This window comes from Cohnella fermenti, assembly GCF_004801405.1.
GTDB classification, from domain to species: Bacteria; Bacillota; Bacilli; order Paenibacillales; family Paenibacillaceae; genus Cohnella; species Cohnella fermenti.
In genome coordinates this window covers 69,397-91,009 of sequence record NZ_SSOB01000007.1, presented here as the reverse complement: position 1 = coordinate 91,009, position 21,613 = coordinate 69,397, and the positions used below count along the sequence as shown (strand labels likewise).

Below are 21,613 nucleotides of genomic sequence, written 5' to 3'. Positions count from 1 at the left end.
CTCACCCCTCTCCTTCCGCTCCCGGCTTCGATGCGTCATCCGAGATCAGGGCAACCGCTCGGATCGGCGCTCCGTCTCTTCCGGTGATTTTCAGCGGGGCCGCCATGAGGAAGAAGTGCTCCCGGTCAATCGCCCCGAGATTCGCCAAGCCCTCCACGATGACGATCTCCGCCCGCAGCAGCGCCTTGTGAACGGGGTCGTAGTCGGTCGGATTCGGCGTCGGCACGTCCATCCCGATCAGCGCAATTCTGCGCTCCGCGAGCCACTCGGCCAACTCCAGCGTCATATAGGGGAAGTCGCTGAAGTAGTGCTTCATCGGATATTGAAGGTGCCAATCCGTCCGGTACACAAGCCGCGTGCCCTCTCCGATGCGGTCCGCATACGGCGCGAAGTCGGCGACTCCGATCGGCTCCTTCGGCCGCTTGTGCGACAGATCGACAAGCAGCGCTTCGCCGATGCACCGATCCAGATCGAGCCGGTCCACCGTATTGCCCTCATTCAGAAAATGAAACGGAGCGTCCAGGTGCGTCCCTTGGTGCGTGCTCATCGAGAGCTGCGTGATGTTGTAGCCGATCGTGTCCACCGTGTTGTGGACGACGACGGCGCACTTGGGATCGTAAGCGAATGTAGGCGCTCCATGATAAATATCCATCGACAGATCAATCAATCTTCGCGTCATGGGCGAATCCCCCCTTCCCGATGCCACTCGGAGACGAACCGGTACCGGCCGGAGCCGACCCGGAACGTCTCGCAGTCTCCAACCCGTCCGAGGGCGACGACTCCCTCCGCCTCCGAAGCCGGCGTGCCCCGTCTCTCCACGGCTTCTCCGCCGATCGCCGCGTCTGCCGCGAACGCCGCTCCGGCCATCTTCATCCCGCCCGTCTCCAGCACCGGGGTTCCCGGCAGCGACGGCACGTGAACAATCGCCTCGCCACCCGCCGGCACCGCCGCTTCCAGCGTCAGCTTCCCGGCGCCGTCCAGCCGCCAGACGACCTCATACAGCCCTCGAATCGAGTCGTAGCTGCAGCTCGCCCGCGTCAGCCCGCCCAGCGGCCTCGGCCGCACGATCGCGCGGGCGAAGCCCGGCGCCGAAGGATCGGACGCAATGCCGCCGACATGCTTGTAGATCCATTCCCCGACCGCGCCGAACGCATAATGGCACAACGAGTTCATTCCCGGCCGCTGGAAGCCGCGCTCCTCCGTCCAACCGTCCCAACGCTCCCAGATGGTCGTCGCGCCTTGCAGCACCGAGTACAGCCAGGACGGATACTCCTTGCGGACGAGCAGGCCGAACGCCAGATCCTCGCGCCCTTCGTCGCTGAGCACGTCCATGAGCAGCCGCGTCCCGTGGAAGCCCGTCGCCGCCATCACGCCGCCCGCCTCGATCTTGCCCGTCAGGCGAGCCAACGCCTCCGCCCGCCGCTCCTGCGGCAGCAGATCCCACGCAAGCGCCATCGCATACACGGTCTGCGTGTCGCCCTTGATGACGCCGTCCGCTCCGACGAACTCGCGCACGAACGCTTCCCGAACGGAAGCGGCGAGCGCTCCGTAGCGCTCCGCATCCGCTTCCTCGCCGAGCGCCTTCGCGATAGCGGCCGTCGCCGCCGCCCCGTGCGCATAATAAGCCGTTCCGAACACATCGTACGGCGTCGTCGACAACGAATCCACGAGCCAGCCGAGCTCCGCCTTCGCTTCCTCGAGCGGACGCTCGGGCAGCGACAGCCAGTCGCCGTACTGCGGAGCGTCGCGCCGGATGCCGGACGGGTACATCGTCTCGTTGAACGCCATCCAGCGCTTGAGGCCCGAATAGTGGCGGCGCAGCACCTCGCGGTCGCCGTAAATCTCGTACAGCAGCCAGGCGATGATCGGCGGCGCGTCCGCCCAGCCCGACGAGGCGGTATGCGTGTACGTGAAGTCATTGTCGAACTCCGTCTTCGGGCCGAAGATGAACGGGGCGAAGTCCGTATAGGCGCCGGTCGGGCGCTGGCCGTCGTCGAGATCGGTCAGCCACTTGTCGAGGAACGGCGCCACCTCCATGTTGTAAGCGGCCGTCCGGGCAAAAATCTGCGCGTCCCCGGTCCAGCCATGCCGCTCGTCGCGCTGCGGGCAGTCGGTCGGCACGCTCATGTAGTTGGCCCGCTGCGTCCACACAATATTGGCCAGCAGCCGGTTGACGAGCGGATCGGACGTCTCCAGCCTCCCGGTCTCGGGCAGCGCGGAATGCACCACGATCCCGACAATGTCTTCGGCGGCAGGCGGCGGCCCACCCGAGATCTCCACGTAGCGGTAGCCGTGGTACGTGAAGATCGGCTCGAACGTCTCCCGTCCGCTGCCCGCGCACGTATAGGAGTCCGTCTGGCGCGCGAGGCGCAGATTGGCGGTGTACAGCTCGCCGTTCTCGTCCAGCGCCTCCGCGTAGCGCAGCGTGTACGCAACGCCGCGCGACGCCCGGAACGCGACGCGCGCATAGCCGCTCGTCATCTGCCCCATGTCGACGAGCACGCGGTCGCCGCCCAGCCGCCGGACCTCCGCCGGCCGCAGCTCCTGCATCGCCCGGACAGGCGGAGCCATCTGGGCGACGACAAGCCCCCGATAATCGTACATGCGCTCGGCCGGCTCCCAGCCCGTATCGTCGAACGCCGTCTGCTGCCAGAACGGCTGCTCCAGCCGGGCGTCATAGCTCTCGCCCATCTGCAGATCGGCGCCGACAATTGGGCCGTACGAGACGACCCAGCTCTCGTCGGTGCAGACCGACTCCGTCGCGCCGTCCTCGTATTCAATGTTCAACTGCAGCAGGAAGGACGGGTCCATTCCGTATTTCTGGTAGCCGTACATGCCGATATAGCCGGTGTACCACCCGTGGCCGAGAGCAACCGCCAACGCATTGTCGCCGGGGCGCAGCAGCTCCGTCACGTCGTACGTCTGATACGCAACGCGGACATGGTAGTCCGTCCAGCCGGGCGACAGCTCGTCGCTTCCGACACGCGCGCCGTTCAGGTGCAGCCGGTACAGCCCGAGCGCCGTCGCGTACACCGTCGCACGCCGAATGCCCGCGGACGCCGCGAAGCGCCGCCGCAGGTACACGGCGGGCAGCGGCTGCTCGCGGGTCGGCTTGCGCCCGATCCTCCGGCCGATCCAGCAGCCCTGCCAATCCCGGCGGCTCAGCAAGCCGACCGACCAGGAAGCGACATCGCTCCAGGGCCCCGGCTCGCCGCGTTCGTCCCACACTCTCGCCTTCCAGAACACCTGCTGTCCCGAGAACAGCGGAACGCCGCCGTAGACGATATGCTGCGACTCTGTCGACGCCACCACGCCCGAATCCCACAGGTCCCACTGATTCCCCGCATTCTCGGCATCCTCGGCATTCTCGCCATCACCCGCGAGCCGATCCGCCGAGGACGCCGCCACGATGCGATAGGCGCTCTGCGCCGCGCCTCGGCGTCCGCCCGCGTCCGCCAATCCGCCTGCTTCGGTCAGCCTCCAGCCGAGCCGGGGAGCGGTCGCGTCGATGCCGAGCGGATTGTCCAAATATTCCGTCCGTAGCCGAACGGCTTGAAGCGAAGCCATCTCGTATTCCCCTTTCTTCAAGTTGCAGGTATGACAAGAGCGCCATCCCCCATCCGGATGCTTATGCCTCTTCTCCCCTTGACTCAGGAGCCTCCCCTCGCCGCCCATGCCGATCCTGAACGAACGGGAGAGGACACCTAATGCCGCGAGAGGGAAAAGGACGCGGGGGAGGGGGCGCGCGGCGAAGAGGAGATCCGCTCCTATCCCTTCACCCCGCCCGCCGCCACCCCTTCGATGACGCGGCCGGAGAAGAAGAAGAACAGAATCAGCAGCGGAACCGTCGCCATGACGGAGCCCGCAAGCGCCAGGTCCATGTTGTACAGCACATTGTTCGTGAACTTCATGATCATGAGCGGAATTGTTTTGCGGCTCTCGCTCTGCAGCAGAATCAGAGGCACGAAGAACTGGTTCCAGATCTGCATCGACATGATGATGCAGACGCTGAACGTGACCGGGCTCGCCAGCGGGAACATCACCCGCACGAAGGTTGTCCATTCGTTCGCGCCGTCCATCTTGGCCGACTCGTACAGATCGTGCGGCAGCTTCGCGAAGAAGGTCGTCAGCAGGAACACCGGCATCGACAGCCCGGACGCCAGCACCAGAATAACCGACCATTGCGTATTAAGCAGATGCAGATCGCGAATGAGCAGGAAGATCGGCACGATGCCGAGCTGAACGGGGAACATCAGCCCGATCAGGAAGTAGAGGAGCAGTCCGCCCTTGAAGCGGAAGCGGAACTTGCCGATGCCGTAGGCCGTCATCGTCGACAGCAGCACGACGATCGCGAGCGAGCCGAACAGAATCAACGCGCTGTTCAGAAGATAAGTGAAGAAGCCGGCTTCGACGAACAGCTTGCGGAAGTTGCCCAGACCGAGATGCTTGGGCCAGCCGAACGTCGCGGAGAGCAGCTCCTTCTTCGGACGCAGCGCCTGGTAGGTCATGTAGCCGAGCAGCAGCAGCGTCAGAAGAGAATACAGCCACAGAATCGCCGCGCTGAGGGGAGTTCGCTTCGGTCGCAGCCTCATGTCAATCCTCTCCTCTGCGATAAGTAATGGCGACCTGCGCAAGCGCCACGACGAAGACGATGACGAACATGACGCAAGCGATCGTCGTGCCCATGCCCATCGCGTTGACGTTGGCGGTGCCGCCTACGGCGCTGTTGTCGCCGAACGAGATGCGGTAGAAGAAGAGCGCCATCACGTCGACGCTGCGGTTGATGCCTCCGGATGCGCCGCCGAGAATGAAGCTGTAGTCGAAGATCGTCATCGCGAAGATGTACGTCAGAATGAGCATGTTCAGAATCGTTGTCTTGATCTGGGGCAGCACGATCCGGAACAGGCGGCCCCAATACGAGGCGCCGTCGAGCAGCGCGGCCTCGATGATCTCGTGGGAGATCATCTTCATCGCGCCCAGGAAGAAGATCATCCCGACCCCGATGCCCGACCAGGCGACAAGCATCCAGACGATGTAGATGCCCAGCTCGGGAAGCCCCATCCACGGACGCGTCCAATTGCCCAGGCCGACCAGCTCCAGCAGCTTGTTGAACACGCCGATATTGCCGTCGAATACGAGCGTCCCCATGAACACGATAACCGGTGTCGCTATGAATTGCGGGGAGAAGATCATCGCTTGGAAAAAGCGGTGTCCCCGGATTTTCCCATAGATGAGGTAGGCGAGATACAGCTGGGCGGGCAGCACGACAAGCGCGTTCAGCGCGAACAGGGTCGCGCTGTGGCCGAGCGCATTGGTCAATTGGCGGAACAGCTCCTGATTGGAGAACAGCTCGGCATAGTTGCCGAAGCCGACGAAGGTCTTGCTCCCGATGCCGTCCCACTTGGTCAGGCTGATCTGGACGGCCGAGAAGATCGGATAGACGGAGAAGAGCGAGTACAACAAGAAGCCCGGCAGAATAAACCAGATGAAGGGCTTGCTGCGAATCCAGGCCACGGCGGCCACCTTCCTTCGCGCGGACGGAAGCCGCGGCGACGCAATCGTCGCCGCCGCAGCTTCCCTCCAGATTGGGAGGACCGGCTTAGCCGGCCGGGTAATGGGCGGCCTTGTCGAGGATATCGGCGCCTTCCGCGCCGGTAATGGCAGAGGTCATCAGCTTCGGAATGACGTCCTTCATCAGAATGTCGGCGGCGTTCGACTCCGTCGTCGAGAGAGCCGTCAGCACGGAGTAGATGTTGAGCCCGGCTTCGTCGAATACGGCCAGCTCCTTGACGCCTTCATCCTTCGGCACGATGTCCGAGATCGTCGGCACGAGGCCGGTCGCGTCCTCCATGATCTGCTGCGCTTCCTGACTGCTCAGGAACTCCAGGTACTTGACCGCCTCCTCCGGATGCTCCGTCTTGGAGGAGACCGCATATGTCATGAAGTTGCTGTAGCTGGATTGCACGACCCGCTTGCCCTCCTTGTTCGGCACGGGGAAGCGGCCCAGGTTGATGCCGGAGGAGACATAGGTCGCGTTGTTCCAGGTTCCGTCGATAATCGCGGCGGCCTTGCCGTTCGTGAACGCGAACTGCGCGCCCGCCATATCCTGCGCCAGGAAGTCCTTGCCGAAGTAGCCGTTGTCGGCGAAGTCCCGGAATGCCTGCAGCATCTCGGCGATCGACGGGTCGGCCATCGTGCCCGCGCCGGTCATCGCGTTCTGCAGCGCCGTATTCGCGAACGCCGGAGCGAAGGCGAAGATCGGCCATGCGCGATCCCACTCGCTCTTGCCCGCCAACGCGATCGGCGTCACGCCGCCCGCCTTCAGCTTGTCGAGCCCGGCCACGAATTCGTCCCAGGTCGTCGGAACGGAGACGCCGTTCTTCTCGAACAGGTCCTTGTTGTAGTACACGACGTTCGTGTCGAAGAACGAAGGAAGCGAGCAGTATAGCTTGCCGTCCACGGTGCAGTAGGCCTTCTCCGGATCGGAGTTGCGGCTGAGGTCCATGTTGAACGAAGTCAGGTCGAGCAGGAAGCCGTTCTTCACCATCTCGCCCATCTTGGACGTCTTGTCGCCCTGCACCCAGAACAGGTCGGGCAGCTCGTTGGCCTGCAGCGCGACGTTCAGGCTCTGATCGTTCTGGGCGAAGTCGTAGGTGATTTTAATATTCGGATACTTCTGCTCGAACGCGGCGTTGATGGCCTTGAACGGCTCTTCCAGCACGGCCTGATTGCCGAGGTCTCCCCATACCTTGAGCGTGACGTTCTCCCCGCCGGACGAAGAGCCGGAGGACGATTCCGACGAAGCCGGAGCCGATGAAGCGGGCGCAGACGAGGCGTTGCCCTCATTGTTGCCTCCGCCGCACGCTTGAAGCGTCAACGCAAGCAAGGCGAAGGCGGCGATTCCGGCAAGCGATTTGCGAATTTTCATAGTGGACCCTCCCGGTTTGGCGAATGTCATATACCGATGGAAAATATCGAAGCGGATGCTGCGATCGCGATCTGAATTCATTGTAAGCGCAACCACGCCGTTATCTCCATGCATTCGCGCCCGGTCCCCATGCCAGAACAACCGGAGTTTGCCGTCCGAGCCTGCGGGCTGGTTCCAAATTCAACGATTCCTGTGCCATTCTCAGAGGCCGCTCTTGAAGTGCTTGATCGTCTGGCCCGTCGCCCGCTTGAACACTTTGACGAAGTAATTCGGGTTGGCATAGCCGACGCGCTCGGCGATCTCCTCGGTCGACAGCTCGGTCTCCCGGAACAGCCGGATCGCTTCCTTGATGCGGACCTCCGTCACGTAGTCGGTGAAGGGCAGCCCGGTCTCCTGCCGGAAGCGCTGGCCGAAGTGATTGTCGCTGAAGCCCGCAAGCTGCGCGGCGTCCTCGAGCCGGATCGGCTCGGAATAGCGCTCCGCGACATATTGCTTGACGCGAATGAGCCAGCCGTCCTTCGCCTGCTTGCGCGCCGCCAATTGGGCCGCCCCTTCGACGATGCCGGCGAGCGCGGAACGCCACTCGGCAGCCGTGCGCGCCGCCCCCGCCGCCTCCGCGAGCGGCCAGTTCGCCCCGAACGATTCCCGCAGCTCGGCGGGCGACGGGTTGTACCGCTCGATCAGGAAGTCCGCCAATTGCGAGGCCGCAGCCGTTCCAAAGCGCACCCACTCGGCGGGCCGGTAACGGTCTCCCCGCTCCTGGAGCAGCGCCAGCAGCTCGTCCCCGAGAGCACCGAACTGCATGTACTGGATTCGGCGCTTAACCCCCTTGTACAGCTCCAGCCAATCCGAGTCGGGGATGCCGCCCCGCTCGCCGCACGTCTCGCGGAAGCGGACGCCTCCCTCGAACAGCGCGACGTCCGCGGCTTCCTCGGCGCCCGCCCGGGCCGCCGCCCAATCGCCGTCCAACGGCAGCGGAGCCGAGAAGCCGACGGCCAGCGTCACGTTGAGCTGCTGCTGGCATGCCGCGATCCATTCGGCCGCCATCCTCGCGGCCTCCTCGCGCTGCTCCCCGTCGCGGCCCTCCGCTCCGGCCCCGGCTTCGGCTTCTGCCGCGGACGCATATGCAGACGCAGAAACGCCGCAGCCGAATGCGCCGTGCAGCGCTCCCGCGCTCTCGCCGAACAGCAGCGGCCGCCGGAGCCGGGCGAACAGCTCCTCGGCCAGATGCAGCATCGCCTTGCGCTCCTCGGCGGAATAACCGCCGTCCCGCGCGACGGGATGCAACACAACCCAGCGGAAGCCGGGGCCGCGCCGCTCCAGCTCCGACGACAGAGCCGGGTACGCCGCCGAGCCCGCCGTCTGCCGCGTCTCTTCTCCGGAGACGCGGAAGGCCGTGCGCTCCAGCAGCAGACGAGCTTCCGTCGCCGTCGCCGGCTCGTTCTCCGCCATGCCTTCGGCTCCATGCGACGAAGGAGCAGAGCCGCCCGCAGGCGGCGAAGCGAAGTCGAGTCCGTCCAGCACGCGAAGCAGCTCCTCCGGCTCCATCTCGTACTTGGAGATATAGTCGCTCACGCCAAGGCGGATCGCCTGGCGGGTATATTCGAAGTCGTTGTAGCTGCTCAGCACGACGACCCGGGCGCCGGGAATGACCGTTCGCAGATTGCGAATCAGCTCGAAGCCGTCCATGCCCGGCATCCGGATGTCCGTCAGCACCACGTCGAACGCTTGACGCGCGCAGGCGGCCAGCGCCTCCTCGCCGTTCTTGTATACGCCGGTTATCCGGTAGCCGTGCGCCTCCCAATCGATCATCGACTGCAAGCCGATCCGCACGAGCGATTCGTCATCCACGATCATGACGTTGCGCATGATTATCGTCCCCCTCCTTCGTCAGCCTTCCTCCGTCTGCCTCTGTCCGCCTGCTCTGTCACCCTTCCTCCGTCAGCAGAGGCAGCCGAACCGTCAGCGTTGCGCCGACGCCCGGGGTGCTGTCGATCGAGAGCCCGTATTGCGCTCCGTAATGGAGCTGAACGCGTTCGTGCACGCTCCGCAGCCCGATCCGCGCGCCGCCCGATTCTCCCGGAGCCGCGCGGCCGCCAAGGCTGGCGACGACCTCGGCACGCCTCTCCGCCGTCATGCCGACGCCGTTGTCCGCAACGGTCAGCACAAGCGTCGTCCCGTCCGAAGCGGCGGCGACCGCAATCTCGCCCGGCCGCTCCGAGCCGGCCAGCCCGTGCAGCAGCGCGTTCTCGATCAGCGGCTGGAGCAGGAACTTCGGCACGAACGCATTCTCCAATGCCGACGGAACGTTCACGGCGAAGCCGAAGTGCTGATAGCGGACCTGCTGGATCGTCACGTAGTTCCTCAGCATCTCCAGCTCCGTGCTCAGCCGGGCCGGGCCGCCGTCGCTGCGAAGCGCGTACGTGAGCAGCTTGTTCAAGGAGTCGACCGTCTCCTTGATATTATCCTGCCGCTGAATAATTGCCATCCAGCGAATCGAATTCAGCGTATTGTGCAGGAAGTGAGGCGAGAGCTGATTCTGCAGCACCCGAATCTCGGCCTCCTTCTTCATGCGCTCCTGACGGGACGCCTCCTCGATCAACTGTTCGATCTCGTACATAACGGAGATAAACGTGTCGTTCATCTCGACGATCTCGATGGCTCCGCCGAACCGCTTCAAGCGTCCCGGACGAACCCCCTTGATCCCCTGCTTCATGTTCATCATAAGCCGCCGGATCGGCATGACCAGATCGATGACGAGCAGCTGCGTGAAGACGAGTCCGAGCCCGATGCAGCCGAGGACGATGAAGCCCGCCATGCGGGCCGTCCGGTAGATCGGCTCGTACAGCTGGTCGAGGGGGAGCCGGGCGGACAGCTGCCAGCCGTTGCGGATCGTGTCCTGCGAATAGGTGAGCAGTTGGCGTTCGCCGGTCCGAAGCTCCGTGTCGTTGCCGAGCAGCTCCTCGCCGGTATCGGACAGGAGCCGGATCGCGGCGTTCTCCCGGAAGCGGGTCTGTTCGAAAATATCGGTAATCGCGTCGGTGCGAATAACAACGGTGAGCGTGCCGAGCACGTTCAGCTTCTTGTCGCGAATCGAGCGGCCGAGCCTGAACGCCTCGAATGCCGAATAGCCGTCGCTGTAGGCTTGCGGCCGGAACCAGACGGCCCCGCCCTTCATCGCCGCCACCTGCTCCTCGTATCCGGCTTCCCCGACGCCGAAGCTGTCGATCGCATTGGTGCCGTACGTATAATCGGCATCGGGCGTCGTCAGCTTGATCGCGCGGACGTAGGAGTTCTGGTCGGCTCCGAGCCAGAACACGTTAAGCCGCTCGTTGATCGCGCTCTGCATCTCGAACCGCTCGTAGACGGACGACGGCTTGACCGCCAGACGCGCCAGCAGCTCGTCGTCGGTCATGATCTGCTTGCTGAGCTGCTCGTAGCTTCGCAGCCGGTCGTCGATCTTCTGGCCCATGAGGCCGAGCAGATCGGTCGCATACTCCGAGGTGCGCGACTTGGACGATTCCGTGTAGCTGTCCGTCAGGATATAGATGCCGGCCAGCGCCGGGAGCAGAATAAGGGGCAGGTAGACAAGCGGCAGCTTAAGCGGGAGGCGAATGCGCCGCCATCCCGGCGGACGCAGCTTCCAGACATTCATGGCGGCTCCTCCATCCGACAGCGGTGTTCGAGTTGCTGTAAGCGCTGTCGCCACCATTGTAACACAACCCGCAGACACGGGCGCGAGCCTCCGGCCATCCCGCGTTCGGCTTCGCCGCCGCTTCTACAGCCGCAGCGAGCATCCCTCCTCGAGCGACCGTCCGCCGTTCACGACCAGCTCCAGCGAGCGCGCCGCATCGGCATACGGAGAGCGGATGCCGGAAGGTTCGCCCGTGCGCGCCGCCGACAGGAAGGCGTCCGCCTCGGCGGCGTACATATTCTCTTCCGGGAACCGCTCGTCGAGCTCCTCGCCCTTGAACGTGCCGAACAGACGGCTGCCGAGCCGCGTCAGATCGACGATCAGCCGATAGTCGCTCCCGAGCAGCTCGATCTTCGCCTGCGAGTCGGCCACGCCCCACGAGTGGGTATGCGTATGCAAGGTGCCGGATGTGTAAGCGATCTGCACGACGACGTTGTCCTCGACGGTATACTCTTCGCTTCGGGGCCGCTGGACATTGCTGCCGAACGCGTGAATGCCGACGGCCTCGCCGCCGTCCGCAACGTCCAGCCCCGCCGCATAGCGGGCGGCGTCGATCAGATGAATGCCCTGATCGAACAGCGGGCCGCCCGAGCGGTCCTTGTCGTACAGCCAGCGCGGCGTCGTCGCTCCGGGAAGCCCCGCGCCGCATACGTGCACGCTCCGCACCAGCGGCACGGCGCCCCCGTCGCCGCGAATCCGCTCCCGCGCGGCGGAGACGGCTCCCGTGTAGCGATACATGAAGCCGACCGAACACACGATCCCGCTGTCGCGCACGATAGCCGCGATGTCCCGCGCTTCTTCGGCCGTGCGAGCCGGCGGCTTCTCGACGAAGCAGGCGATGCCCCGCTCGGCCGCTTCCCGGATCGGCTCCTTGCGCACGCCCGGGGGCGTGCAGACGAACAGAGCGTCGATCCTCTCGCGGCGCAGCATGACTGCATAATCCGTGTACGGCTTGGCTCCGTATTCGGCGGCGACCGATGCGGTTCGCCCCTCGTCGGTGCCGCACACGGCAACGATGTCGACATCTCCCCTGCGCTTCAGATTGTCCATATGCCGGCGGCCGATGACGCCGATGCCGATGACGGCGATGTTCATGTTCGTTCGCCCCTCTCCCATTCGTCCTGCCCGCGGCGCGGGCAGGCTCTCATTCCTCGCGACGGCCGCGAATGCGCAGCACGGCGTCCGTCGGCGTGGTCCAGTTCACGGTCATCGTCCGGGCATGCGGCGCCGGAGAGTCGTTGCGCATCGCGACCTCGTCATGCTCGCAGGCTCCGCCCTCCACAACGAGGATATCGCGGCCCGAGCGGAATTCCGCCGTTCCTTCCGACAGCCTGCGAATGCCCGGGCCCATCGTCTCCAGACGATCGCCCCGCAGCTCGCCTTCGTCGCCGGGGAACAGGCACACCGCCTGCAGATAGATGCCGCGCCCGTCTCCGGCCGCCACGCGGATGTCGAGCCCGTCGTCGTGCAGAGTCAGCTCCATCGCGGCGCGGGTGCGCACGACGCCGATCCGGCTGCGCAGATGATTCGGCATGGCGACATAGCTGCCGCGCGCCGCTCTCGTCCGCTCCTCCGGCAGCGGGCCGAAGTAGCAGCCTTCCAGCTCCGCCTCCAGCCGGAAGCGGTCGTCCGCAAGCCGCTCGATCGTCGGGAAGGACACCGCCCCCGCTCCGAACCAGCCGATGCCGAGCTTCAGGGCGAGCAGCCGGGCTTCGCCGTACTGGACGTACAGGCATTCCGGCTGGCCTGCCATCGCCGTCACGCTGAGCGGCCCCCGGCGATGCCTCAGCACGGGAGCGCCGTGCGGATGCTTGACGACCGGTCCCGCATACGGCACGCGATCGGGTACGGGAGCGCTGTTGCCTTCGCCGAGCAGCACCGTGTAGCGCTCGGAGAGCGGCGCCGCTTCGACCGTCGGCTCCATTCGCTCCGGCTCGAGCGTCCAGTGCAGCAGCGCGAGACTGCCGCGCGGCGCGGTGCGGGCCGCTATGCCCGCCAGCGCGGCCAGCTCCGGATCGCGGTCGCGGGCGGCCATCAGGTGGAACGCCGCGTAGTAGCGGTCGTCCATGCGGGCGATCTGCCCGAGATCCTGGCGTCCGGAATATTCGGTCGCCAGCGTATCGCCCGGATGCAGCAGCCAGCGCATCATGCGCAGCGTCCGGCCGGCCGCCTCGAGCGAGGGCTCGTGCCCGAATACGACGCCGACGGTGTGAAGGTAATACGCGCAGATCGCGTTGTAGATCGAATTGCTGCGCTCCGTCCATTCTCCGTAGTCGGTAACGTCCAACCCTTCGTTCAGGAAGAGGAATGCCCTCTCCCGATAGCCCTCGTCGCCGAACAGCTCCTCCAGCTTGGCCAGCGCGGACGCCACGACCCAGCGATGATTGGGCGTATGAATTCCTCCCTCCAGCAGCGCCGGCGACGCGCGCCGCAGGAACAGCAGCAGCGTCTCTACGGTTCCGGAGGTCCCCGTCCCTCCTCGCTTCTGCAGCAACTGGACGATCAGCGCGGCCATATGGGCGGTAAACGCGGTGTCGGGCGGAGAATCGATGTTGCAGTTGTAGAGCGAGACATTGCCGCTCGGAAGCTGAATGCCGAGCAGCTCCTTCGCCGTCCGCTCCATGTCGGCAGCCAGCTCCGGGCTCCGATGCAGGCGCGACTCCGGATGGCTGTGCAGTACCGCCAGCAGCGCCAGCCGATTCAGCTCCCGTCCCTGTACCCTGCGCCTGCGCTTCCCTTCCCGTTCCGCCCGCATGACGTCCCGTTCCTCCGCGAATCTGCTCTCCTGAAGCCGGATAAGCTCCCGGACATGCTCTGTCGTCCGCATCGAATGCATCGGCGGCTCCTCCTCTCGGCTTCTCGCACAATCGTCCGGGAACGGGGCCGCTGCTGCGGCCCGGCCCGGACGATGGCCTTGCGGGTTATTCGTTGGTCGTCTTCCAGTTCATCGCGACGAGACTCTGCGTCACTTCCGCGTCGTATTCCTCGCCGCCGTTCTTCTTCCAGCCGGTGACGACGTTCTCCCATTCCGCATCGAAGTCCTTGGCGATGACCGCCTTGGACAACGCATCGTACAGGAATTGGGTGATGTTGGCGACGCTCTTGTCCGAGACGGGACGCGGCGTGTCGATCAGCGGCCCCTGCTTGCCGTAATTCTCGAAGGACCGGTAATACGGGTCGAGAATGTCGGCGATCTCGTCGGGATTGGATTCGTTGGCATACAGCTCCTTGATCTGCTCCTTCGTCGGATTGCCCATGTAGCCTTGCGTGAGCAGGTTCAAGTCCTTGAAGTACCAATCGATCTCCTCGGCGTTCTTGGCCGGATCGATCGCGACGAACAAGCCGTCTTCTTCCTTGTAGTGAACGCCCTCGATGCCGCCTTGCACCAGCGTGATGTTCTTGGCGAGGAAGTTCAGGTACTTGATGGCGGCCGCCGGATTCGGGGACGACTTGGGGACGAGCGACAGCAGGCCGTAGACGTTGGCCATCGTCATCGCTTGCGTGCCATTGGGCCGCACGAGCGGGTCGAGCGTCACCCACGTGGCGTCAGGCACCGACTTGCGCGTCTCCTTGGTGACGACCCACGGGTCCTCGTTGGACTCCATGAAGCCGGATACGCCGGACGTGTAGTTCTGGATGAACTGCTGCGAATTGACGTCGGTGACGAATTCCTTGGAGATGAGGCCTTCCTTGTACAGCTTGTTCATGAAGCGGAAGAATTCCTTGCCTTCCTCCAGCGCAACCGCGGAATGGAACTCTCCGTTCTCGAAGTTGCCGCTCGGCATGTACATCTCGGTGGCCGGCCCGTCGGTCGCCACGCCGGCGCCCCACATCGGCCCGAAGAAGAAGCCCTTCATGCCCTGCGAGATGGCCGGCAGCGCCCACGGCACGACATTGTCCTTGCCGACGCCGCCGGGGTCCTGCTCCTTGAACGCCTTCAGCGTCTCGTACAGCTCGTCGAGCGTTGTCGGCGCCTTGAGTCCCAGCTTGTCGAGCCAATCCTGGCGGATCTTCATGTTCGACGCCGCCGCCGTGCTCATCCGCATGGCCGGGATCGCATAGCGCTTGCCCTTGTATGTGCCGGCCACGTCAAGCGCCGGACCGATCAGGCTCTTGATGTCGGGGCCGTACTGGTCGAGCAGGTCGTCGAGCTCCCACAGGCCGCCCTGCTCCGCCCACTTGAACATCGCGTTCATGTCGTAGGTGATGATGATGTCGGGACCGCTGCCGGAAGCCATCCAGACGCTGTTCTTCTCGCTCTCCTGCGAGCGGGGCAGAACGACGTACTCGACGTCGAGCCCTTCCTTGCGAGCTTCCTCCTGCAGCTTCTTGACGATGACCGTGTCGGTCAGCTTCTGGCCGTTCGGCGAATTCGAGCGGTCCCACAGCGATACACGAACCTTCTCCAACTTGCCGGGCTCGGACGATCCGCTCGCCGACCCGCTTGCCGAATCCGAACCGGACGGCGAACCGCCGTTGCCGCCCCCGGCGCATGCGCCGAGCGACAGCGTCAGGACGAGCGCCATCGCCGCCTGCCCGCTTCTGTGCCAACTCCCCTTCATGTGCATAGCCTCCTCGATATGGATGCGTAACTGTTTATGCTGAAGCCGGTCGCGCGAAGCCGCGCAAGCCGGACCTTCATCCCTTGACGGAGCCGAGCATGGACCCCTTGACGAAGTATCGCTGAAGGAACGGATAGACGATCAGGATCGGCACGGTCGCCACGACGATGACGGCCGCCTTCAGCGATTCCTGAATGACGGTGAACTTGCTCTCCATCGACATCTGCTCGAGCGACGTGTCCATCTGCGACAGCAGCAGGATGTTGCGCAGCTTCGCCTGCAGCGTCAGAAGATCGGGGTCGTCGATATAGAGCACCGCGCCGAAGTAGGAATTCCAGTGGCCCACCGCATAGAACAAGCCGATCGTCGCCAGCGACGCCCCGGAGAGCGGCAGCAGGATTCGGACGAGGTAACGGATGTTGCCGCAGCCGTCCATGATCGACGCCTCGCGCAGCTCGTCGGGAATGCTCTGGAAGAAGCTCTTCATGATGATGACGTTGAACGCGCTGATCAGCCCCGGAAGAATGAGCGCCCACAGCGTGTTCAGCAGGTGCAGCGACTTGACGACCAGGAACAGCGGAATCATGCCGCCGCTGAACAGCATCGTGACGACCATGAAGCGCATGAAGATGCCCCTGCCCTTCAGGTCCCGCCGCGACAGCGGATAAGCGGTTATAATGGTGAAAAGCAGGTTCAGCGAGGTGCCGACAACCGTCAGGAACACGGTGACGAGCAGCGCGCGGATAACGGAGCTGTCTTCCAGAATCATGGCCATCGAGCCGGTCTGGAATTCAACGGGCCACAGCAGCACCTTGCCGGTCTGGATCGCGTTGCTGCTGCTGAAGGCGCTTGCAAGCGTGTTCAGGAAGGGAAACAGACAGATGAATGTAAACAGGATGAGCAGGATGTACACCGCCGATTCGAACACCCGCTCGCCCGGCGTCCTCCTCGGCCGCTTGCGCAGCCGGGTCCCGGAGCGGGCCCCGGGCCGGGCAGGCGCCTTCCTCGTCTCGCCGCCTGCCGAACCTCCGCTTACCATAGCCCCTCGCCTCCCGCTTTTCTCGCAAAATGATTGGCCGTCACGACCAGACACAGATTAATGACCGACTGCACCATGCCGACCGCGGTCGTCAGGCCGAACTCGCCTTGCTTGATGCCGACCTGGTAGATGTACGTGCTGATGACCTCGGACACGTCGCCGACGACCGGATTGGCCAGCGCCAACGGCTGCTCGATGCCGATCGACACCATCTGGCCGACAGCGAGAATAAAGAGGATGACGATCGTCGGCATGATGCTCGGCAGCGTGACGCTGAAGATCTTGCGAATGCGCCCCGCGCCGTCGATGGACGCGGCCTCGTACAGCGCCGGATCGATCGCCGTGATCGCCGCCAGATAGATGATGGTGCCCCAGCCCGCGCTCTGCCAGACGGCCGACAGCGTGTAGACGATGACCCACCATGTCTGATCCGCCATGAAGTAGATCTCCTCGACCCCCGCCCAGCGCAGAAGCTGGTTGACGACGCCGTACTTCGGCGACAGCACCGCGTAGACGATGCCCCCGAGCACGATCCAGGACATGAAGTGCGGCAGGTAGAGCAGCGACTGCGAGATTCGCTTCAGCGACCGGGCCCGCACCTCGTTCAGCATCAGCGCGAGCACGATCGGCGCGGGGAAGCAGACGAGCAGGCCGAGCAGGTTCAGCATCAGCGTGTTGCGCGTAATGCGGAAGAACTCGGGGATCGAGAGCATCTCCCGGAAGTTGTCGAGTCCCGCCCAGCCGCTGTCCCACACCCCTTGGAAAATGTTGTAGTCCTTAAAGGCGATGACGAGACCGCCCATCGGGATGTAGGCGAATACGATAAAGAATACGGCGGCAGGCACGAGAAGCAAGTACAAGTCATAGTTGCGCTTCCACTCCTTCAACGTCCGATCCCCTCCTTCTGCGTTCCGTTGTTCGCTGCGGCAGCCGACAATTGAAGTATAGAAGCTGATGTAAGCGTTTCAAATATGGTATTTTGCACGTTTTATTAGTTTTCTTGCTGCGGATTCCCCGCCGCTTGCTTCAGGCTCTCGGCGAGCATAAGCAGCGCCATCGACTGGCCGTACGGCATCGGGCAGCACGGAATCTCCTTGTAGAAGTCCAGCGTCCGGCCCATGCGCGTTCCGTAGGAGACGCCCTGCACGGCCCCCTCCTCGTCGATCCTCTCCGTTACCGCCCGCAGCGCCCGCAGGCCGACCTCCCGGTAAGCTTCGTCGAGGTAGCCCTTGCGCACCGCCTTGAGCAGCCCGTAGGCGAACCCGGCCGTCGCCGAGGTCTCCTCGTAAGCTCCGGGATCGTCGAGGAGCGTGCGCCACATGCCGGACGGCTCCTGCAGCTCCGCCAGCTTCGCCGCCTGCCGTTCCAGCGACGACAGCAGGAACAGCCTCACGCCCTGCGGCACGTCGACCATATCCAAATAATCGACGAGGCCGGCCGTATACCAGGCGTTGCCGCGCCCCCAGCGGGCCCCGGCGAAGTGGTGGCCCTCCTTGAAGGTCCAGCCGTGGAAGAACAGCCCGGTGGCCGGGTCGGTCAAGTACTTGAGATGCACAAGGAACTGCCGCACGCTCTCCTCCACGTACGGACGGTGGTCCAGCAGCATGCCCATCCGCCCGAGGAACAGGACGGTCATGTACAGCGTATCGTCCCACAGCTCTCCCTCGTTCGGACTGTCGACGGCCGTATGAGCGATGCCCGCCTCCGGCGTGCGCGGCATGTCGTGCGCGGCGTAATCCGCCCATTCCTCGCAGATGCGCAGGTAGACGTCCCGGCCCGTCTCCTCGTACAGGAAGCTCAGCGTCAGAAGCGGACACATCGTATTGACGTTCTTGGCCGGCAGGCCGGCTTCGATATGCCGGTCGAACCAGTCGGTCAAGTAATCGAGCAGGGCGCGGTCGCCCGATTCCTTATAGTACAAGTAGAGCGAGAACAGCCCGACACCCTGCGACCAGTCCCACACCTCCATCGAGATAATGCTGTCCGCCGTGTCCTCCCGGATCGAGACTCTCAAGTTGCGCATGCCCGCGATAACGCGCCGAATAAGCTCCTCTGCGGTACGACGGTCGATTCTGTCGATTCTGTTGGTTCTGTTGGTTCTGTTGGCGTTCATGAATGCTCACTCCCGTTGCGATTGATGCCGAGCCTTCCCGGCCCGGCGGATCGATATTGCCGGCGCCGCCGCGGCGATGAAGAACGCAGGCGAATTCACGCCCGCCGCATCTCTGCGAAGGCGCGGTCCAGATCGGCCAGCAGCGCGTCCGCCCGCTCCAGGCCGACGGAGATGCGCAGCAGCCGCTGCGGCATGCCGGTGCGCCGGGACGCCTCCTCGTCCAGATCGAGGCCCGGCGAATTGATCAGACTCTCGAAGCCTCCCCAGCTCGGCCCTTCCTCGAACAGCCGCAGCGCCTTGACGAACGCCGCAGCCTGCTCCCGCGTTCCGCGCGGCACGAAGCCGAGCAGGCCGGAGAAGCCGCTCATCTGGCGGCGCGCAAGCTCGTGCTGCGGATGGCTCGGCAGGCCCGGATAGAGCACGCGCTCCACGGCCGGGTGCCGCTCCAGCCATGCGGCGATTCGCAGCGCGCTCTCCTGGTGCCGCTCCATTCGCAGCGGCAGCGTGCGCAGCCCGCGGATCAGCAGCCACGCCTGATGCGGGTCCATCGCCGCTCCGAACAGGCCGCGCTCCTCGTGCGTCACCCGCTCCATCCGCTCCCGGCTTCCGATCAGGACGCCGGCGAGAATGTCGCTGTGCCCGCCCATGTACTTGGTCGCCGAATGCACGACCATATCGATGCCGAAGGCGAGCGGATTCTGGAACAGCGGCGTCGCCCAGGTGTTGTCGACAATCGTCGCCGCGCCCCGGGACCGGGCCAGCTCCGCGACGGCGCGCAGATCCTGCAGCGTGAACAGGTTAGACAGCGGCGTCTCCAGGTAGATCGCCCGCGTCTGCGGACGCAGCGCCGCCTCGAACTCGTCGAGATCGGTTCCGGAGACGAAGGTCGTCTCCACGCCGAAGCGCGCCATATAGCTCTCGAGGAAAAAGCGGGTCGGCGCGTACACCCGGGACGGACAGACGATGTGGCAGTCCCGTTCCATGACGCTCATGAGCGCAGCCGAGATCGCGGCCATGCCCGAGGAGAAGCAGCGCGCCGCCTCTCCCCCTTCCATGGCGGCGAGCTTGCGCTCCGCAATCTCGATCGTCGGATTGGTTACGCGCGTGTACGTGTAGCCCTGATTCGAACGCTTGCGGGTGAACAGCGTGTTCTGGAAGATGGGCGGCACGATTGCGCCGAGATAACGGTCGTAGTCGTCCCCCAGGTGCCCGCAGATGTCGTCGAAGTCCGACGCACCGGACTCCGCAGCGGAAGCGCTCGGGAGCGCTTCGTCTGGATCGGATTCCCGCTTGCCCGCATTCTCATCCATATCAAGCCCCTCCGTCCGTCTCCCAGCGATACTCGGCCTTGAACAGGGTCCGCTGCCCGGTGCGGCGCACGAGCACGCCCCAGCGCAGCTTGTCGAGGCGATGCTCGCAGCCCCGGAATACGTAGATCTCCGTGCCGGGAGCTCCCTCCATTCTCAGCGTCACCCGCTTGTCCGCCAGCGTCCACGTCGCTTCCCAGTCGCCGTCGGTGTCGCAGCGCGCCGTCTCCTGCATCAGCCGGTAGCCGTCCCCGTCGCCCGGCGGCGGGCAGGGCGCGAAGACAAGCGGCGAATCGAAGCGGCCCTCGCAGTGGAACAGCCAATCGAACTCGTGAAGCTCGTCGTGTCCGTCCGCGGGCCGCACCTCGAACTCGTCGCTCAGCGAGTCGGGCCGCAGCTTCAGCCCGCGCGCGAAGCCGATTCCGGGGTAGACCTCCTCGGCCGCCGCGACGCAGCTCGCCGTCTCGGCGTCGAAGCGCTCCATCGTGCCGAACGGCCGCAGCGGCTGGCTTCGGCGGTCGAGCATAACCGAGTTGTGGGCGATCGTCTTGCGCTGCCATTCCTTGAACAAGGTCGAGCCGTACCCGCTGTTCGAGATATCGCGAGAGACGACCTCGTCCCGGACGAACCATTCGAAGTTCATGATGTCCGCGTGGGAATGTCCCTCGATGACATAGCCGTACTTCAGGAAGACGGCCGACCCGCCGCTGCGCAGCAGCGCGAAGCAGATGTCCGGGTCGAAGCGGGAACGGCCGTCCGGCAGGCCCGGCTCGTCCGGGTCGAAGCTCTCCCGGTCCCAGTCTCGCCCGAACAGCAGCCGCGCCACGCCGCCGATGCTCGCTCCCGGATGCGCCGGATCGGGCCGCTCGTAGCAGCGCGCCAGCGCATAGCGGTACGGGGCGCGGTCGACCACGGCTTGCATCCATTCGTATTGGTGCGCGTAATTGCCGAACCGCAGCAGCGGCCAGCCGTCGTTCGGATTGGGGAATTCGCCGTTCGGGAACGCGTACTTCACCGGATAAGCGTACATGCGCACCAGCGCGTCCTCCAGCTCCGGGAAGTCGTAGCCGTACCGCTTGCAGAACGCGAAGTAGTACGTCAGCCCTTCGGCGCAGTAGAAGTGGTAATGGAACGAGGCTTCGTACCAGAAGCCTTCGGGCAGCAGTCCCTCGGCCAGCTTGCGCTTGATGCCGTGCTCTCCCTCGGCGGCACGGCGGCACAGCTCCGGCTCGTCGAAGAACAGGCCCGTCATGCCGGCCGCCGCCTTCATCCAGCAGATGATATTCGGCGTCACGCCGACCTTGTCCAGCAGGAACTCCGCCTCCGGCAAGAAAAACCGCTGCTTATAGCGGTCCAGCTCCGCGGACGACAATTCGTCCTTCACCAGCTCCATGCCGCTCAGCAGCCAGATGACGGCGACGCCGTCCGTCAGATCGCAGCCGGTGAAGAGCCCCTCCTGTCCGGGAGGAGTGCGCACCCGGAAGCTGCCGTAGTTCAGGCACAGGAAGTCGAGCACCCGGCGGACGAACGCCAGGTAAGCGGGATCGCCGTACAGCTTGTAAAGTATGGCCGCCTGGAACAGATGCGTGCTTGCCGCCATCCGGTACAAGTAGCACCAGGCGTCGTCCGCCTCCGCGTCGACGCGCGCCTCGCCGCAGCCGGTGCAGATGTGCTCGCCCGGGCGTGCCGGGTCGAACGCCAGCGCCGCGAAGCACTTGTCGCAGAAGTAGTGGTGACCCCAGCCCGCAACCCGGTCCGCGTCGTCCTCGTAGTGGGCAACCCACCAGTCCGTCTGCGGACGGAAGCCGTCCACGATCGCCCGCGCCCAATCGCGATCCGCGATCTTGTCGCGGATCGCCTGCCAATCCTCGACCATCCGTCGAGCTTGCTTCATTGTCGGCCGCCCCCTTCGGGTAAGCCTTGCACGCGGCAAGGCCGATAGGCGCAACGGAGCGCCGGCGTCATCCCGG

General features: G+C 64.7%; 15 protein-coding genes. All 15 read right to left on the bottom strand.

Annotated features, from left to right (window positions below; genetic code table 11):
• Position 1 precedes the first annotated feature (1 nt).
• The 15 genes from E6C55_RS07240 to E6C55_RS07170 all read right to left on the bottom strand — a co-directional run bounded on the left by E6C55_RS07240 (position 2) and on the right by E6C55_RS07170 (position 21,537).
• Positions 2 to 679: a cyclase family protein gene (locus tag E6C55_RS07240; RefSeq protein WP_136369110.1), complete on the bottom strand. Its 678-nt coding sequence runs from the start codon at positions 677 to 679 to the stop codon at positions 2 to 4.
• A complete protein-coding gene (locus E6C55_RS07235) occupies positions 676 to 3,567 on the bottom strand; it encodes an alpha-L-rhamnosidase (protein WP_168735514.1) in 2,892 nt (963 codons plus the stop codon). Before E6C55_RS07235 ends, E6C55_RS07240 begins: the two co-directional genes overlap by 4 nt.
• Before the next feature lie 200 nt (positions 3,568 to 3,767).
• Positions 3,768 to 4,592: a carbohydrate ABC transporter permease gene (locus tag E6C55_RS07230; protein WP_136369108.1), complete on the bottom strand. Its 825-nt coding sequence runs from the start codon at positions 4,590 to 4,592 to the stop codon at positions 3,768 to 3,770.
• Between the two features lies 1 nt (position 4,593).
• Positions 4,594 to 5,514 carry a carbohydrate ABC transporter permease gene (locus tag E6C55_RS07225; protein ID WP_136369107.1) on the bottom strand — a complete coding sequence of 307 codons (921 nt, stop codon included), beginning with the start codon at positions 5,512 to 5,514 and terminating at the stop codon, positions 4,594 to 4,596.
• An 85-nt stretch (positions 5,515 to 5,599) separates the two neighbouring features.
• A complete protein-coding gene (locus E6C55_RS07220) occupies positions 5,600 to 6,928 on the bottom strand; it encodes an ABC transporter substrate-binding protein (protein WP_168735513.1) in 1,329 nt (442 codons plus the stop codon).
• Between the two features lie 201 nt (positions 6,929 to 7,129).
• Positions 7,130 to 8,797: a response regulator transcription factor gene (locus E6C55_RS07215; RefSeq protein ID WP_136369105.1), complete on the bottom strand. Its 1,668-nt coding sequence runs from the start codon at positions 8,795 to 8,797 to the stop codon at positions 7,130 to 7,132.
• A gap of 58 nt (positions 8,798 to 8,855) precedes the next feature.
• Entirely contained in the window at positions 8,856 to 10,583 is a 1,728-nt protein-coding gene (locus E6C55_RS07210; RefSeq protein ID WP_168735512.1) for a cache domain-containing sensor histidine kinase, read from the bottom strand.
• 123 nt (positions 10,584 to 10,706) lie between these two features.
• Entirely contained in the window at positions 10,707 to 11,717 is a 1,011-nt protein-coding gene (locus E6C55_RS07205) for a Gfo/Idh/MocA family protein (protein ID WP_168735511.1), read from the bottom strand.
• Positions 11,718 to 11,766: 49 nt separating this feature from the next.
• Positions 11,767 to 13,458: a hypothetical protein gene (locus tag E6C55_RS07200; protein ID WP_136369102.1), complete on the bottom strand. Its 1,692-nt coding sequence runs from the start codon at positions 13,456 to 13,458 to the stop codon at positions 11,767 to 11,769.
• 85 nt (positions 13,459 to 13,543) lie between these two features.
• Positions 13,544 to 15,184 carry an extracellular solute-binding protein gene (locus E6C55_RS07195; protein WP_168735510.1) on the bottom strand — a complete coding sequence of 547 codons (1,641 nt, stop codon included), beginning with the start codon at positions 15,182 to 15,184 and terminating at the stop codon, positions 13,544 to 13,546.
• A 76-nt stretch (positions 15,185 to 15,260) separates the two neighbouring features.
• Complete coding sequence (locus tag E6C55_RS07190; RefSeq protein WP_136369100.1) at positions 15,261 to 16,223, bottom strand: carbohydrate ABC transporter permease; 963 nt, start codon at positions 16,221 to 16,223, stop codon at positions 15,261 to 15,263.
• On the bottom strand, positions 16,217 to 17,110 hold the full coding sequence (locus E6C55_RS07185; RefSeq protein ID WP_230986585.1) for an ABC transporter permease: 894 nt from the start codon (positions 17,108 to 17,110) through the stop codon (positions 16,217 to 16,219). Before E6C55_RS07185 ends, E6C55_RS07190 begins: the two co-directional genes overlap by 7 nt.
• Positions 17,111 to 17,214: 104 nt before the next feature.
• On the bottom strand, positions 17,215 to 18,336 hold the full coding sequence (gene bglB / locus E6C55_RS07180) for a beta-galactosidase BglB (protein ID WP_136369099.1): 1,122 nt from the start codon (positions 18,334 to 18,336) through the stop codon (positions 17,215 to 17,217).
• Between the two features lie 95 nt (positions 18,337 to 18,431).
• Positions 18,432 to 19,646: a trans-sulfuration enzyme family protein gene (locus E6C55_RS07175; protein ID WP_136369098.1), complete on the bottom strand. Its 1,215-nt coding sequence runs from the start codon at positions 19,644 to 19,646 to the stop codon at positions 18,432 to 18,434.
• A gap of 1 nt (position 19,647) precedes the next feature.
• The gene (locus E6C55_RS07170; RefSeq protein ID WP_136369097.1) at positions 19,648 to 21,537 is read right to left on the bottom strand and encodes a heparinase II/III domain-containing protein; all 1,890 of its coding nucleotides are present in this window, start codon (positions 21,535 to 21,537) and stop codon (positions 19,648 to 19,650) included.
• Positions 21,538 to 21,613: the final 76 nt, after the last annotated feature.

Excerpts from the sequence above, each read along its gene's own strand:
- E6C55_RS07190 (WP_136369100.1), bottom strand. The coding sequence starts at position 16,223 with ATGGTAAGCGGAGGTTCGGCAGGCGGCGAGACGAGGAAGGCGCCTGCC.
- E6C55_RS07235 (WP_168735514.1), bottom strand. The coding sequence starts at position 3,567 with ATGGCTTCGCTTCAAGCCGTTCGGCTACGGACGGAATATTTGGACAAT.
- E6C55_RS07210 (WP_168735512.1), bottom strand. The coding sequence starts at position 10,583 with ATGAATGTCTGGAAGCTGCGTCCGCCGGGATGGCGGCGCATTCGCCTC.
- E6C55_RS07170 (WP_136369097.1), bottom strand. The coding sequence starts at position 21,537 with ATGAAGCAAGCTCGACGGATGGTCGAGGATTGGCAGGCGATCCGCGAC.
- E6C55_RS07195 (WP_168735510.1), bottom strand. The coding sequence starts at position 15,184 with ATGAAGGGGAGTTGGCACAGAAGCGGGCAGGCGGCGATGGCGCTCGTC.
- E6C55_RS07205 (WP_168735511.1), bottom strand. The coding sequence starts at position 11,717 with ATGAACATCGCCGTCATCGGCATCGGCGTCATCGGCCGCCGGCATATG.
- E6C55_RS07230 (WP_136369108.1), bottom strand. The coding sequence starts at position 4,592 with ATGAGGCTGCGACCGAAGCGAACTCCCCTCAGCGCGGCGATTCTGTGG.
- bglB (WP_136369099.1), bottom strand. The coding sequence starts at position 18,336 with ATGAACGCCAACAGAACCAACAGAACCAACAGAATCGACAGAATCGAC.
- E6C55_RS07220 (WP_168735513.1), bottom strand. The coding sequence starts at position 6,928 with ATGAAAATTCGCAAATCGCTTGCCGGAATCGCCGCCTTCGCCTTGCTT.
- E6C55_RS07240 (WP_136369110.1), bottom strand. The coding sequence starts at position 679 with ATGACGCGAAGATTGATTGATCTGTCGATGGATATTTATCATGGAGCG.
- E6C55_RS07200 (WP_136369102.1), bottom strand. The coding sequence starts at position 13,458 with ATGCATTCGATGCGGACGACAGAGCATGTCCGGGAGCTTATCCGGCTT.
- E6C55_RS07175 (WP_136369098.1), bottom strand. The coding sequence starts at position 19,646 with ATGGATGAGAATGCGGGCAAGCGGGAATCCGATCCAGACGAAGCGCTC.
- E6C55_RS07215 (WP_136369105.1), bottom strand. The coding sequence starts at position 8,797 with ATGCGCAACGTCATGATCGTGGATGACGAATCGCTCGTGCGGATCGGC.